A 16,211-nucleotide genomic window follows, 5' to 3' on the forward strand; every position below is an offset into this window, starting at 1 on the left:
AGCATACTTTTTAAAACACCACCTAGGGTTTTAATGGGGTCGTAATTATGACGCGGGAATTACGTTCAGAGCAGATTAGTGCACGATTACTCTTTCTCATGACGGTGGTAATTTTATCTGTATTGTTGATTGCTGTGCCTCAAATTGTGAATGGCTATCGCGATTATCTTCAGTCAAAACAAGCATTGATCGATATTCATAATCTACGTATTTTTGCTGAAACCTCCAATAAAATTTCCCGTGAAAGAGCGCCGTCTAATAAGGCAATGTCAGCAGAGACGGCTGAAGATTCCGTTATTAAATTCAAAGAATTACAGAAATATCGCCAAGGCGTAAATCAGCAAATTGATTTAACGGTTAAGACCTTAAATCAGGCTGGTTATTATGATTTAGCAAAACAAGTTGATGTGCAACTTCGTGCTGATTTACTGATTGCACGTAAGCAGATCGATGATTATATTTTTTTAGCGAAAGAAGCACGTACATCTGGACAGATGGATGATGCAATACTCGGGATGTTTGCTGCATGGGATAGCTGTAGAGTAATTTTTAGGCAGCTTGTGATTGAATCAAAACATAAGAATAGCGAAGTTACAAATTATGCCACGATGGTTTTGTTATTGGCAGATTTGAGAGATCAGGCTGGGAGAATTGGATCTAATATTATGGCTCCATTAAGCTTTTCTGAAAAAATTTCTGAATACAATGCTGCGCGGTCTTTACAGGCTCAGGAGCAGGCGAAATATTTGTGGCGATTAACAGATTCGATCCAGCCAGAAGAATTAAAAACCGATGAATATACGAATTTACATCAAGCCGTAAAATACCAATTTATTGATCAAGCAATTCCTATGGTCAAGCGTTTGCTGAATGAAAGTAGAACTGACCAACCGTACTTTATGAAAGCCAATCAACTGACTGAAGCATTGGTTGATAAATTTACGACAGTCATCAATTTACAAACCTATTTATTGGACACACATGCACAAGTAGCACTCAAGGAAATGCGTATTGCCCAAAGACAATTTGTTTTGACACTTTTGATTTCATTGATCTCATTGGCTGTTATCTTTTTTACGATGCTGTACATCCGAAAAAAACTACTCGAACCGCTTATTGAAGCACGCAATACCATTGTAGATTTATCTCATGTTCATGATGAAACTGCATCAATTCAAAGCAATGATACTTATACTTTATATGATGCCATTCATAAACTAAAAGAAATGTTGAAACAGCGTGATGCATTTGAGTTTCAATTAAAAGGAATGGCAAATACGGATAGTTTGACAGGTGTTTCCAACCGGCTTGCTTTGGACGCTTATCTCAAAGATATTGATACAAAAAAGAGTGATTTTAGACAGTTTAGTTTAATCGTCTTAGATATCGATAATTTTAAAGTGGTGAATGATCAATTTGGACATACATTGGGTGATATGGTCATTATGGAAATTGCGGAATGTCTAAAAACAAATATTTCACATTTGGATTTAATTGTACGTTTTGGTGGAGATGAGTTTTTGATTTTATTGGCAAAATCTCAACTTGATTGGACGATGCAGATAGCGGAAAGTATTTTGGCGGATGTTTCACGATTGCGAATTGATTTACCTGCTTCTTCAGAGAAATTAAGGGTTTCAGTCAGTATTGGTGTTGCGACTGGAGCTGATAATTGGAAAGAGTTATTTAATAAGGCTGATGAGTCGTTATTTAGAGCGAAAGCACAAGGTAGAAACAAAGCAGTGGGATGATTGCTCTGGTCTATTCACATTTGATTGAGCCATTCTAAAATTTTTATGGAATAAATAAGATGAGTGAAAATTGTATCTTTTGCAAAATAATAAACAATGAATTACCATATCACCTGATTGATAATAATGATGATTTTATGGCATTCCTTACAATATTTCCCAATACTTTAGGCGCGACTGTGGTTATTCCGAAACAGCATTATTCAAGTTATGCATTTGATTTGGGTGATGATGTACTCAGTGATTTGGTTTTATATTCAAAGAAAGTTGCGCGAAAGTTAGATGGTTTTTTTGAGGATGTTGGACGTACCGCAATGGTATTTGAGGGTTTTGGTGTAGATCATGTTCATGCCAAATTATTTCCAATGCATGGTACTAAACAAGTGCACGAAAACTGGCAAGCTGTGAACTCGAATGTCGATAAATATTTTGAGCAGTATGAAGGTTATATTTCCTCACATGATTTTCAGCGAGCGGATGATGATGAGTTGAAGTTGTTGGCTGAAAGGATTAGGGGGAGGGAATAATGAAAATTTCTTGTTTAAGAAATATTGGTCATATTTAGTATTTCTTCAGTCAGTTTTTGAAATGAAGACCTTCATATTTTAAAATAATTCAAATAAAACTAAATTAGTAGAATATTTATGAGTTTAAATGAATTGATATGAACAAAATATACCAATTACAAATTTATGAAGAGATTCAAAAAAGACAGTCACTTTGGAACAATATTGCTAATCGTTCTGGGGAGCATAGTGTTGAAGATGTAATGATTGAGGCATGGTTATTTACATGTGAAAGCTGGAAATTGAGTGAATTCTTCCAGATTGATAATGAGGGAGATTGGAAATATTTATACGGAGCAATAGATAAAAAATTAGTCCAGTACTCTGAGAAAAATGTGAAATATGGTGTCCAAATAGATCAACCTTATGTTCAGAATTCTTTTGAAGAAAATGAACATCCTGTTTTAAAAGTATTGTTTGCAGATGAATATTTGGAACCACTGAAACAACTTGAAAAATTAGAAGAACAACAAGAATATGAACAAGATTTTAATCAAAAAATTGAGCTGTTAGGTTATTCAAAACTTTCAGCATTTCTACTTTTATCTCATAGCTTTAATACTTCACGTATTCAAACAGCACAATATATGAATATGTCTTATTCATGGTTTTATCGAAGTGGGCAAATATTTCAAAATATTTATAATGTGCAAAACTCTCTTTTTGATGAGATTGATGCAAAAATACAGCTAGAGCAACTTAGAACTTGGAGAAAGTTTAGAATTATTCTTTATAAAAATCTAGTTAGCACAAAGCAGCTTAATTTATGTTTTTAATCCTGAGCCATATGATAGAGGAAAAGGACACTTACGATTAATGCCAGTCAGTTAAGAGTAATTTAGTCGTTATTCATCGAAGAATCTCCCCTAACCCCTCTTTGATAAAGAGGGGAACACCATTTGACCAATAATGGGAACTCCTTCCTTTTTAAAAGGTGAGGAGTATGCTCCGCAAGGGGAGGATTAAATCGTATTACTTCAACAACGGCTTCAAAAACTTAGCTGTATGTGAAACTTTAGATTTCACTACATGCTCAGGTGTACCTTCCGCAATAATCATCCCACCACCTGCACCACCTTCAGGGCCTAAATCAATCACCCAGTCCGCAGTCTTGATCACATCCAAATTGTGCTCAATCACCACAATGGTATTGCCCTTATTACGTAACTCATGAAGAATATCTAGCAGTTTGGCAATATCGTGGAAATGTAGACCTGTGGTTGGTTCATCCAAAATGTACAACGTTTTACCTGTATCACGTTTGGCCAATTCACGTGCCAATTTCACACGCTGCGCTTCACCACCAGACAGTGTAGTTGCAGACTGACCTAGACGAATATAACCTAAACCGACTTGATTCAGCGTTTCTAAACGACGGTGAATGACAGGAATCGCATCAAAGAAATGCATCGCATCTTCAACGGTCATATTCAGTACATCAGAAATATTCTTACCCTTATAACCTACTTCTAAAGTCTCACGGTTATAACGTTCACCATGACAGTTATCACAAGGCACATACATATCAGGTAAGAAGTGCATCGCGACTTTGATCATGCCGTCACCTTCACAGGCTTCACAACGACCACCTTTCACGTTAAACGAGAAACGACCCGCAGCATAACCACGCGCTTTGGCTTCAGGTGTTTGTGCAAATAATTCACGAATCGGGGTAAATAAACCTGTATAAGTTGCAGGGTTAGAACGAGGTGTACGCCCAATCGGACTTTGGTCAATATCAACTACTTTATCAAGGAATTGTAGACCATCAATCGAATCAAATTTTTCAGCAGTTAAAGTGGTCGCACCATTCAGCTGTGTTGCAGCCAAAGGCAATAAAGTACGATTAATCAGCGTCGATTTACCCGAACCAGAGACACCAGTAACACAAGTCATCACACCTAAAGGAATGACTAAATCTACATTTTGTAGATTATGACCCGCAGCACCCATCAGTTTAATTTGTTCTTCAGGCTTTGGCGGTTCAGTACGTTTTTTCGGTACTTCAATTTTCAATTTGCCTGATAAATACTGACCCGTAAGTGATTCATTATTGGCAAGGATTTCATCATAAGTCCCTTCAGCAATCACATGACCACCATGAATACCTGCGCCTGGGCCAATATCAATAATATGATCCGCTGCACGAATGGCATCTTCATCATGCTCGACGACCAAAACGGTATTACCCAAATCACGTAAACGGACTAAAGTTTCCAATAGACGATCATTATCACGTTGATGCAGACCAATGGATGGTTCATCGAGGACATACATCACCCCCATCAAACCTGCACCGATTTGTGAAGCGAGACGAATACGCTGTGCTTCACCGCCAGATAAGGTTTCTGCTGAACGAGAGAGACTTAAATAATTCAAACCAACAGAAACTAAGAAATGTAAACGTTCACGGATTTCTTTAAAAATTTTATCGGCGATTTCACCTTTTGCACCATCAAGATTCAAATCTAGATAATAACTTGCTGCATCACCAATCGACATTTTGGTAATTTGAGCAATGGTTTTGTCTTTGACACGAACGTGGCGTGAAATTTCATTTAGACGTGATCCACCGCAGGCATCACAAGCGGCATTGGATAAATATTGTGCCAAATCATCACGTACATAATTTGATTCGGTTTCACGATAGCGACGTTCTAAATGTGGCAAAATCCCTTCAAAAGGTTGTACACGGCTATGCTTACGACCACGTTCATCGATATAACTTAAATCAACTTTTTCTTTACCCGTACCATATAGAAATTTCTTCTTGGTATCTGCGTCCAATTCATTCCAAGGCGTATCCAAAGAAAAGCCAAAATGCTCAGCGACTTTTTGAATCATGCCGTAATAATACGGACGTTGTCTGTCCCAACCTCGGATTGCACCTTGGCTGATAGAAACATCAGGACTTGGAATTAATTTTTCAGCACTAAAATGACTACGTGTCCCTAAACCGTCACAGACAGGGCATGCGCCAAATGGGTTATTGAATGAAAATAGACGAGGCTCTAATTCTGCAACTGCACGGTCACATTGAGGGCAAGAGTGTTTTGCTGAAAAAACACGTTCAGGATGTTCGCCATTCATCCAAGATAAAACAGCAATATCACCACCTAAACGCAGTGCTGTTTCAAAAGATTCTGCAATACGGTTGCCTAAATCATCACGTACTTTAAATCGATCGACCACTACTTCAATGGTGTGTTTTTTCTTCTTGTCTAGCTCAGGTGGCGTATCAATATCAATCACTTCGCCATCGACACGTGCACGAACAAAGCCTTGACTCTGCAACTGTTCAAACAAGTTGCTATATTCACCTTTACGCTCACGCACCACAGGAGCGAGCAACATCAACGCAGTTCCTTCATCAAGGGCTTTAACTGCATCGACCATTTCAGATACAGTTTGAGCCACCATCGGTAAATCATGTTCAGGGCAATACGGTGTCCCCACGCGTGCATAAAGTAAGCGTAAATAATCGTAAATTTCGGTGATGGTTCCCACGGTTGAGCGTGGGTTATGACTTGTTGATTTTTGTTCAATTGCAATCGCAGGGCTTAAGCCTTCGATCGAGTCTACTTCAGGTTTTTCCATCTGTGATAGGAACTGTCGTGCATAGGCAGACAAAGATTCCACATAACGACGTTGACCTTCTGCATATAAAGTATCAAAAGCCAGTGACGACTTCCCTGAGCCTGAGAGTCCCGTAATTACCACAAACTTGTCGCGTGGAATATCGAGTGACACGTTTTTTAAATTATGGGTTCGTGCGCCTCGAATACGGATATGACTTTGGCTCATACAACTTTCTCGAAATTATGCAAATTAAAGTGGTATATGATAGCGATTTAATTTTGTTCAAGCTGTAAAAATTAATTTTTTAGCGACAATTTGTGTCTCTTAAATGATGAAACACGTCACTATCTTACTTTAATGAAGAATAACAAATTGTTATGGAGCACTTGATTTAGACGTTAAGTGATTTTCACTAAGTTATATCTCTATATAGTCTTATTAAAATTAATTAAAAAATAAATACTGATCAAATCAAAAATATTAATCATCCAAAATGGATTGGTACTGAATTTTTATAAAAATTATTTCACAATGACACACGTCACATTATTGTGATTTGAGCATTTTATTGAGCTATTTTCTGAGTGGTTTGACACATTTACTGTGCTTAGATTGAAAATAAAATACTTAAAAATAGGGATATACAACTTTTGAGCAATCATCAATAGTAAAGCTATATAGATGAAAATTCTTTTAGAAAATTTAATTAAATTAAGTGATTGTATTTGAATTTATGCAAATTGATTTATGGGTATGAAGAAAATTCATTCGTCCATTTAAATATGAATATTTGCATATCAGGTCATATCGTTATGCGATTAGCAAATTTTTATGAATGGTTCAAGACATCATTCATAAAAAAAAGAATAATCGTTAGATAATATTGCTGTGACATATGGTGTAAGTTGTGTAAAATATGTAAATAAAATCACATTTGTGGGGTGGGAAATGGATATACGGAAAATCATGGTGGTGATTTGTTGTACATTTTCTAGCTATGCGCTAGCTGAAGAGAGCTCGCAAGTTATATTCCAGCAAATTCTAAAAATTAAACCAGAACAACGCTACGAAGTTGAATTGGAAAATGTTCAAGCAAGCGATCAAATTTGGACAGCTGTTTATTTGATTGGGAAGCAGAATTATCCAGGACCGACTTCTAAAGTTGATTTTCTCATCGAAAATCAAGGTTTATTAAATAAAGCCAATGCCAGCGAGCATATAATTACCAAACAATTGGTTGCTGAAGAGCTGCCTGAAACACATTATTATTCCCTCAATCAATTTAAACAATTAAGACAATTTATTGAAAAAGAAACAGAGCAAAAAATAGAAGATCCAATTTTGGAAGAAGGAGATACCATTCGTATTTATAGCCAAGTCAATGATTGGATTCCTGAATACAATAGCTATGAAGCGACAAAAGTAAAAATAGCGGTTCAAAACCCTATAGATTTTAATATTGTGGCTGCTTATGTTTTGGTGGGTAAAGGTGAAAAACCTACACAATTGAATGAGTTGGATTTTAATCGTGTTTTAGTCACCGATCATTCAAACTCAGTAAAACCAATGATTTCTGAAAGTACTTATCGCTCAGATATGAGCATGACACGTTCCAATTTTAAACTGATTTGGGCTTTGGGTATTGCATTGGCATTTGCTTGTTTTGCCTTTATTTATCGCAATAAACTACGCCATCATCGCTTTTAATGATGGCTATATTCGAATAACTTTCATTTGAATTTAATTTTAATTTTTTAGACTTGGCGTAAACTCTGTTACTTCTACCAGTACAGAGTTTTTTATGCTGTCTCTATTTTTGAAATGTGCTTTAGGTGCTGCGGTTGTTTTATTGATTTCGATACTTTCCAAAAGTAAGGCATTTTATATCGCGGGCTTAGTGCCTTTATTTCCTACATTTGCTCTTATTGCCCATGTGATTGTTGCGCAAGAAAGAGGCGCAGAAGCACTGAAACAAACGGCATTATTTGGTTTGTGGTCTTTAATTCCTTATTTCATTTATTTGTTATTGGTTTATTTATTGGCAACCAAACTTTCGATGTGGTCGTGTTTAGGTGTGGCAACAGTGTGTTGGGGGATTGCAGCAGCAGGTTTGATTTATGGCTGGCAAATATTTCAACATTGATGTGTGTTCAAAAATTAAAAGAATCATTCTATTTTGACAAAAATGGATATCATCATAAAAAAGCCCTTTTACAAGGGCGAATGAATTTAAAATACTAATGCTGCTTATGCAATAAATTGTTTTGGGGATTTCAAACTTTTAATTGCATTGATAATTTGATCCGCATGGTTACAGACAATCAGTTTGGCACGATGCTGAGGAGGTAAAAAACCTTCTTCTACGGCATGATCAAGTTGTGCAATCATATGGTCATAAAAACCATTGACGTTATACAGCATCATTGGTTTCTGATGCTGATTCAATTGCCCCCAAGTGGCAACTTCTAAAATCTCTTCAAAAGTGCCGAGACCACCTGGTAGCGCAACAAAAGCACTCGCACGTTCCGCCATCATGGCTTTGCGCTCATGCATGGTTTGTACAATATGCAGTTCGGTCAATGTGTTATGCGCAATTTCATAGTCCAACATAAACTCTGGAATGACACCGACGACTTCACCACCATATTCAGTTACTGTATCTGCGACTTGTCCCATTAAACCAATGCTTGCTCCACCGTAGACAATACCAAACCCTTGTTCAGCAATACTTTGTGCGAGGTGAATGGCTTTTTCTTTATAAATGGGTTTATTTCCAAATCGAGAGCCACAATAGAGCGCGATGAGGGTTTGAGTTGTTTTTTGATTGGATTGATCTGGTTCAAACGATTCATTCATCATTACAGGTAATACACTATTCATAAATTATTTTTTCACCTTAACTTATCATGTTCTTATACTTGACACTACTTTAAGGCACATCTAAGACGAAAATATGACAATCACAGGTTATTGCTGTTAGATTTTGCAACTTTTTGTAGTGTTTAAGCCTCAGTCTAGTTCATATAAATCAACATAAAAAAGATGAAATTTTTATTCGAATTGCCTATACTGAACGCTTGTTTATCAACAAATGAATCAACATGGGTAGTGGTTGTAGTCGCTTAGAAAGTGCTCAATTTTTCGACATAATAAAAGTACAAAACCTGCTGAAGTTTCACTTCAAATCTTCTATTTTTACAGCAAAATCAGAATCAAACGCAATGGAGTTGGATCAATGATACTCGAATGGATGTCTGATCCATCTGCATGGGTTGGTCTCGCAACTTTAGTCATTCTCGAAATTGTTTTAGGAATAGATAACCTCGTATTTATTGCTATCCTTGCGGAAAAATTACCACCAGAACAGCGTAATAAAGCACGTATTCTCGGGCTTTTATTAGCGTTGTGTATGCGAATGGTGTTATTGGTATCTATCGCATGGGTCATTACCTTAACGCAGCCTTTATTTAATATCTTCGATCATTCATTTTCTGGACGTGATTTAATTTTATTGTTCGGAGGCGCATTTTTATTGTTCAAAGGGACAATGGAGCTGCGTGAACAGTTAGAAGGTCAGGGACAAATTAAAGAAGAAAATCCAGTACATGCAGCTTTTTGGATGGTTATTGTTCAAATTGTTGTTTTAGATGCAGTTTTTTCTTTAGATAGTGTTATCACTGCTGTAGGTATGGTGAAACAACTTTCGGTGATGATGATTGCCGTCGTGATTGCCGTGGGGGTCATGCTGTGGGCTTCAAGACCACTGATGGAATTTGTGAATAAGCATCCAACCATTGTAATTTTATGCTTATGTTTCCTGATGATGATTGGTTTCTCGCTCATCGTAGAAGGCTTTGGTTATCACATTCCTAAAGGTTATTTATACGCAGCGATTGGTTTCTCTGTCACGATTGAGTTCTTTAACCAAACCATGCGTAAAAACCAAGAAAAAACCGTGACAACGACTGATTTACGTTTCCGTACAGCTTCCGCTGTGATGAGAATGTTAGGTGGAAAAAGTCTGAGTACGTCAGATAATCAAAACCATAAATCTGATAATGTGCTTGCAACTCAAGCGTTGGCAGATGAGATGTTTGACCCTGAAAATGGCGTATATCATAGTGTCATGGTTCAAGGTGTTTTAGGCTTATCTGAACGCCCTGTGAAGTCAGTCATGACACCACGCCCTGAGTTGGAATGGATTGATTTAGATGATGATGCTGTTTCAATCAAAGAAAATTTAATGTCGATGACGCATTCTCGTTTAATCGTTGCGCATGGTGAACTTGATAATATTGCGGGTGTAGTTCTGACGCATAAAGTTTTAAATGATTACATTGAAACAGGTGTTCTAGACTTGGAAAAGCATTTACGTGAACCTGTCATTGTGCATGAAAATGCACAAGTGCTCATGGTCATGGAGCAGCTTCGACAAGCACCTCTTCAAATGGCTATTGTCCTCAATGAGTATGGTTCTATTGAAGGAATTGCAACGCCAATTGATGTATTGGAAGCCATTGCAGGAGAGTTTCCTGATGAAGATGAGTTAGAAAATGCTGCAGAAAGTCTTGCTGATGGCTCATTGATACTTGAAGGCTCAACTGATATTCGCCATGTATCCTTGCTTTTAGGCCGTGATTTAGTCGATGAAACTGAACAATATTCTACACTTTCAGGCTATATCTTATTTCATTTAGGGCGTTTGCCTGAAAATGGTCAAAAACTTCAAGCAGATGGTTATGTGTTTGAAGTGGTCACAATGGATGGCCATAAGATTGAGAAGGTACATATCATGGCGCTTAAACCTTCTAAAGATGATGAGTAAAGATTGATTTTGAGTAGAAGAAATCTATTAAAACCTGTCAAATGACAGGTTTTTTTATTGGTTTTAAAAAGTAATTTTGATTTATTTTCATACTTTATCTCACCGATTTTTATTCGATCTAAATGTGTGATACGTCTAAATATTGTGTCAATAAATACATTTCAGTTACACAACCACATTCATTAAACACAAATAAGGAGTGAAAAGACTCTTTTGTGCTTAATATTTAGTCGAAATTGTTTCATAAATTAACATTCCGTAATTTAGTTCTATTTTTATATAGGCTTGTGCCAAAGACTAATCACTAGGATTCTCAATGCTCAAGTTTAAAAACAATATTGTTCATGGTGCAATTTTTGATATGGATGGCACAATGTTTGATACTGAACGATTGCGTTTTCAAACACTCAAGCAAGCATCGAAAGAGCTGATTGGGGTCGAGTTTTCAGACACTTATCTCATGGCGTGTTTGGGTTTAAGTGCAAGTAGTGCACTCAAACTCGCACAGCAAGAATATACCGAGGACATTCCGTATACCGAGATTCGAAAACGTGCAGATGCGCTTGAACTAGAAGCTGTGCGTCAGTTTGGTGTACCGATTAAAAAGGGTTTATTACAAGTTTTAGAACGACTACGTAAGTCAGGGCTACGTATGGCTGTTGCGACATCTAGTCGCCGTGCAATTGCAGAAGAATATCTGATTAATGCCAATGTTTATAAGTTCTTTGATGTTCTGGTCTGTGGTGATGAGGTTGAGCAGGGAAAACCTCATCCTGAAATTTTTCTTCGTGCAGCAGAAAAAATAAATTTAGCACCGCAAGATTGTTTGATGTTTGAAGACTCTGAAAATGGTATTCGTTCTGCACATGATGCAGGGGGGATTTGTGTGCTATTCAAAGATATTAAAGCACCCAATGAAGCTATGCTGTCACATGCTGACTATTATTATGAGTGTATGTATGATTATTTAGACGTGCTAGATACATATACAGCACACTTAGATATGCCGAAAGTACCAGAAGCATTTCCACAAACCTTAAATCAGCTGAGTGTAGGTATTCATGGTTTTGGTGCGATTGGTGGCGGTTACTTAGCGCAAATTTTTTCACATTGGGACGGCTATACTCGCCCTAAAAGAATGTATGCTTCTACACGAAATACCTTATTTCGTTCAGCAGTCAATGCGTTTGGCAGCTACTGTATTCGTTATGGACAATTGTCTTATGACGAACGCATTGAAAATATGAATATCATTGATGCTGAAAATATTCAACATATCCAAGAAATGTATACCGAGTCTGTTTTAGTTGCGATTTGTTTGCCTGAAAGTGCAATCAAAACTGAAGCCACTGCAATTGCCCAAGGATTATATGCACGTTATGTTGCTCAAGATATGCAAGTAACAAGCCCCTTAACCGTGCTGATTATTTTAAATAAGATCGGAGCAAAACAGTTATTACTCAAAGCTGTGCGTGAAGCTTTAACGACAATCACAAATTCTACGGTTGTCGATATTATTCTTGGGCAAAATTATTTTTGTGATACGGTTGTGAACCGAATGGTTTCAAAACTTACAGATCAGAACCTATATCGTCAGTTGAATATTAAATACAATATTTTTAAACAATATCAAATAGATGATGATAGTAATCAGGTTGATATAGAAGATGCGACGAAATTAAATTTAGTGCAACAACAACAAGCAAATATTTATATAGAAGACATGCGTCAAAATTTTCAGTCAGGTCATATTTTACAAAATATGGATTTGATATTATTCAATGCTGAAATTGATATGCCGATTTATGTGGAAAATAATAGCCCACTGTTGCAAAAAATGCGTCAAATGGTGCTCGTTGATCAAATTAAAGATATTCAGACGATTAAAAGCCGACTTTGGAATGGCATTCATGCCATGATGGCTTGGTACGCAAGCTTACTCGGTCATTCAACGATTGGTATCGCCATGGGAGATACGCAAGTTCGAGCGCTTATTGAAAAATTGGTTGCGGAGGTCAAAATAGGATTGTCTGAGCAAATGCCAACGCGCCGTTCAGAACTCAATCGTTTAGCACAAAGTTTTTTAGATTCATGTCAATTTGCCTATAAAGATCCATGTGAGCGTGTTGCTCGAGATCCTTTACGGAAACTGCAAGCTCAAGAGCGAGTATTTGCATCACTGAGTTATAATATTGAACATCATTTAGCATTTGGTGCTTTACTCAAAGGTGCTGTATTGGGCTATGTTTATGCGACTCAGAATGACCAATCATCAGGTTTAGACATACAACAGCATTTAAAACAACAAATAGGGCTTTTACCTCTACAAGACCGTGATCAGAAATATTTAATGGACATCATTTACGAATCTGTTGAACTTATTGATTCGGGAAAAATTAGTATTTCGGGTTTTATGTTATTGAATGACTTAGATTTAAATTAAATCAGGCTTAGATCCAAAGCGGAATCAAAAAGTGAATCAGAAGAGCCTTAAAAGAGGGCAGGCAACCGATCTATAACAAGTGAATAGATGAAATACTTGCGGTGATACAAGATCGATGAGGGATGTATCATCGCTAAAAATAATCTAGATAGAGCAAAGAAAAATGTCGAATATAGCTGAAGCATATTTTTGATTTTGCTAAGCTAAAGTTGGTTAAATATGGGTATGTGGATTTCGGATGTCAGATCAAACTTGTCCTTGTGGTTCAGCACAATATTCAGAATGTTGTCAACCATTGCACTTAGGTAATGATAAAGCCCAAACAGCTGAACACTTGATGCGTTCCCGTTATAGCGCATTTGCTAAGCATGAAATTGATTATATTGTGAAAACCACTGCAATAGGGCAGCAACGAGCTTTAGATGTTAAAGCCATTACAGATTGGAGCAAAGCCAATCAATGGTTAAAACTCGAAGTGGTTCAATCAAATGAAAAAATAGATAAAAATCATGCACAAGTTGAATTTAAAGCACATTACCATGATGGTAAACAAGCCCAAATCCATCATGAGGTTTCGCACTTTGTACAACATGAAGATACTTGGTACTTCTTAGATCCTACGACAAATCAGCAGGTCACCATGAAACAGGCATGTATTTGTGGATCAACCAAAAAATTTAAACAATGTTGTGCGCAATATCTATAGTTTTTTTCTAAAGATGCCTTAAAATAGCGCGCATCTTTTACCCATCAGTGGATGAAGGGAAATGTTACTCACGATTATTTATATTATTGCAATTACAGCTGAAGCTATGACAGGAGCGTTATCCGCAGGACGACGTAGTATGGACTGGTTTGGGGTGGTTTTGATTGCTTGCGTCACCGCACTTGGTGGCGGTTCAGTCCGCGATGTTTTATTGGGACACTACCCACTCACTTGGGTTAAACATCCTGAATACTTGGTGCTAACGTGTTGTGCCGCATTTGTTACAATTTTAATTGCCAAATGGATGAAACATTTACATTCTATTTTCTTATTACTCGATGCTTTAGGTTTGATTGGCTTCACCATCATTGGTTGCCAAATTGCCTTGCAAATGGGACATGGCTTTGTTGTTTCAGCAGTTGCAGGTGTTTTGACAGGAGTATCAGGCGGAATTTTACGTGATATTTTATGTAATGATGTTCCTTTAGTATTCCGTCGTGAGCTTTATGCTTCAATTTCTTTTGTTGCTGTGATTTTTTATTGGTTCTGTATCGATGTGGGGTTATCACTTGAAATAACTGTGATTTCAACTTTGGTGTTTGGGTTTGCACTACGTTGTATCGCGATTTATTTTGGTTTGGAAATGCCTAAATTTATTTATAAAGATGATGATGCTCACTCTGCATCTTCAAAAGATGAGACTTGATGTAAAAAATAAAACACTTAATTTTTAAATTTACCATTGAATAGATGATCTTGTTAGCAAGATCATCACAATAACAAATAAAATTAGAAGTCCTGTTGTGAAAGCAGTATCTCCATTTTTCATCTTACACAGAGCAATGTTATGGACTTAGTTTCGCGAGTACAACGCTTACCGATTGGCAAATTTCACTATACTTTGCTCTGGGTGATCGGGTTGGGGTGGATGTTTGATGCGATGGATACCGGTCTCATCTCGTTTATTCTCACCAAGATGGCTGAAGAGTGGCAGATGTCACCGACTGAAAAAGGTTGGGTGGTGTCGATCGGTTTTGTTGGAATGGCGATTGGCGCAGTATTCTCTGGTGGGCTCGCAGATAAAATTGGTCGGCGAACGGTTTTTGCGATTACCTTAGTCACTTATAGTATTGCTACCGCTTTATGTGCTTTTGCACCGAATTTAACATGGCTCTTGGTGTTCCGCTTTATTGTTGGCTTAGGTTTAGGTGGGCAGCTTCCTGTTGCAGTAACATTGGTCAGTGAATATATTCCTGCGCAAGTGCGTGGTCGTTTTATTGTTCTTTTAGAAAGTTTTTGGGGTTTAGGCTGGCTAGTTGCCGCTCTTATTTCTTATTTTGTGATTCCAGATTATGGTTGGCATATCGCCTTTTTAATTGGTGGTTTACCTGCACTTTATGTGTTTATGATTTTAAAGAAAGTTCCTGAATCTGTTCCCTATTTGATTAATCGTGGTCGTATTCAAGAAGCGCATGCATTGGTACAAAAGTTAGAACGTCAATGTGGTGTAGAGGTGATAGACACGATCGAAGTTAAACCTGTTGCTGAGAAGCAAAGTGTTTCTTTTTCGCAGCTTTGGTCAAATCCATTTGCTAAACGTACTCTTATGCTATGGTTGATTTGGTTTGGAATCGTGTTTTCTTATTACGGAATTTTTACGTGGTTACCGAGCCTTTTGGTCAAACAGGGCTACAGTATTGTGCAGTCATTTGAATATGTGTTGGGTATGATTTTGGCTCAACTGCCTGGTTATGTTGTTGCTGCTTGGTTGGTGGAAAAACTGGGGCGTAAAGCGACATTGGCAGGTTTTATTGGCATGTGTGCTGTTTCGGCTTATTTCTTTGGGCAATCGACAACGGTCAATATGATTATGCTGTGGGGCTGTTTAATGTCGTTCTTTAATTTAGGTGCATGGGGTGTTTTATATACGTATACACCTGAACAGTATCCAACCAACATTCGTGCTTTTGGTTCGGGTTGGGCATCTGCGATTGGGCGTATCGGCGGTATTGTTGCCCCTTTGGTAGTGACGCATATGATGGTGGCATCGAATGGCTTTAGTGCAGTATTTATGATGTTTACTGCGGTACTTTTCGCTGTGGCTGCGGTGATTTTAGTTTTGGGTGAGGAAACCAAAGGCAAAACTTTGGAAGAGATTGGGCTATAGTTCTCCATAAAGAGAAAGAGTTATAGTCTATCAATGTTAACTACTTTTGAAATTAAAAAAGAATAAGTTGCTCATTTCCCCAAAAATGGATAATTTTACGTCATTAGAAAGATCTAAAGACGTAAATTGTCGTTGCGGAACATACTTGCACTTGTGTAGTCAGACTCTGCGACT

The 16,211-nt window shown here is 37.4% G+C and carries 12 protein-coding genes; 10 read left to right on the top strand and 2 right to left on the bottom strand.

Annotated features, from left to right (window positions below; all coding sequences use genetic code 11):
* The first annotated feature begins 47 nt into the window (after nucleotides 1–47).
* The 3 genes from CDA10_RS08465 to CDA10_RS08475 all read left to right on the top strand — a co-directional run bounded on the left by CDA10_RS08465 (nucleotide 48) and on the right by CDA10_RS08475 (nucleotide 3,093).
* Complete coding sequence (locus CDA10_RS08465) at nucleotides 48–1,751, top strand: GGDEF domain-containing protein (protein WP_089605196.1); 1,704 nt, start codon at nucleotides 48–50, stop codon at nucleotides 1,749–1,751.
* Between the two features lie 59 nt (nucleotides 1,752–1,810).
* Nucleotides 1,811–2,278 carry an HIT family protein gene (locus tag CDA10_RS08470; protein WP_089605197.1) on the top strand — a complete coding sequence of 156 codons (468 nt, stop codon included), beginning with the start codon at nucleotides 1,811–1,813 and terminating at the stop codon, nucleotides 2,276–2,278.
* Between the two features lie 137 nt (nucleotides 2,279–2,415).
* Nucleotides 2,416–3,093 (top strand): hypothetical protein, encoded by a 678-nt coding sequence (locus tag CDA10_RS08475; protein WP_089605198.1) that lies wholly within the window; start codon nucleotides 2,416–2,418, stop codon nucleotides 3,091–3,093.
* 196 nt (nucleotides 3,094–3,289) lie between these two features.
* Here the strand turns inward: CDA10_RS08475 and uvrA are convergent, their stop codons facing one another.
* Nucleotides 3,290–6,121: an excinuclease ABC subunit UvrA gene (uvrA, locus tag CDA10_RS08480; protein ID WP_089605199.1), complete on the bottom strand. Its 2,832-nt coding sequence runs from the start codon at nucleotides 6,119–6,121 to the stop codon at nucleotides 3,290–3,292.
* A 723-nt stretch (nucleotides 6,122–6,844) separates the two neighbouring features.
* Between uvrA and CDA10_RS08485 the strand changes: the two genes are divergently transcribed.
* Together CDA10_RS08485 and CDA10_RS08490 are read left to right on the top strand one after the other, a co-directional pair.
* Nucleotides 6,845–7,603 carry a hypothetical protein gene (locus CDA10_RS08485; protein ID WP_089605200.1) on the top strand — a complete coding sequence of 253 codons (759 nt, stop codon included), beginning with the start codon at nucleotides 6,845–6,847 and terminating at the stop codon, nucleotides 7,601–7,603.
* Nucleotides 7,604–7,697: 94 nt separating this feature from the next.
* Nucleotides 7,698–8,039: a GlpM family protein gene (locus tag CDA10_RS08490; protein WP_089605201.1), complete on the top strand. Its 342-nt coding sequence runs from the start codon at nucleotides 7,698–7,700 to the stop codon at nucleotides 8,037–8,039.
* Between the two features lie 104 nt (nucleotides 8,040–8,143).
* Here CDA10_RS08490 and CDA10_RS08495 read toward each other — a convergent pair whose 3' ends face one another.
* A complete protein-coding gene (locus tag CDA10_RS08495) occupies nucleotides 8,144–8,776 on the bottom strand; it encodes an LOG family protein (protein WP_089605202.1) in 633 nt (210 codons plus the stop codon).
* A gap of 355 nt (nucleotides 8,777–9,131) precedes the next feature.
* Between CDA10_RS08495 and CDA10_RS08500 the strand changes: the two genes are divergently transcribed.
* From CDA10_RS08500 to niaP, 5 genes are all read left to right on the top strand, one after another.
* The gene (locus CDA10_RS08500; RefSeq protein WP_089605203.1) at nucleotides 9,132–10,721 is read left to right on the top strand and encodes a TerC family protein; all 1,590 of its coding nucleotides are present in this window, start codon (nucleotides 9,132–9,134) and stop codon (nucleotides 10,719–10,721) included.
* Nucleotides 10,722–11,037: 316 nt separating this feature from the next.
* Complete coding sequence (gene mtlD, locus CDA10_RS08505; RefSeq protein ID WP_089605204.1) at nucleotides 11,038–13,164, top strand: bifunctional mannitol-1-phosphate dehydrogenase/phosphatase; 2,127 nt, start codon at nucleotides 11,038–11,040, stop codon at nucleotides 13,162–13,164.
* Nucleotides 13,165–13,402: 238 nt separating this feature from the next.
* Complete coding sequence (locus CDA10_RS08510; RefSeq protein WP_089605205.1) at nucleotides 13,403–13,870, top strand: YchJ family protein; 468 nt, start codon at nucleotides 13,403–13,405, stop codon at nucleotides 13,868–13,870.
* Between the two features lie 61 nt (nucleotides 13,871–13,931).
* Nucleotides 13,932–14,576 carry a trimeric intracellular cation channel family protein gene (locus tag CDA10_RS08515; RefSeq protein ID WP_089605206.1) on the top strand — a complete coding sequence of 215 codons (645 nt, stop codon included), beginning with the start codon at nucleotides 13,932–13,934 and terminating at the stop codon, nucleotides 14,574–14,576.
* Nucleotides 14,577–14,717: 141 nt separating this feature from the next.
* A complete protein-coding gene (niaP, locus tag CDA10_RS08520; protein WP_089605207.1) occupies nucleotides 14,718–16,037 on the top strand; it encodes a niacin transporter NiaP in 1,320 nt (439 codons plus the stop codon).
* Nucleotides 16,038–16,211: the final 174 nt, after the last annotated feature.

Origin of the sequence: Acinetobacter piscicola (assembly GCF_002233755.1) — a bacterium.
In the GTDB taxonomy this organism is placed as follows: Bacteria; Pseudomonadota; Gammaproteobacteria; order Pseudomonadales; family Moraxellaceae; genus Acinetobacter; species Acinetobacter piscicola.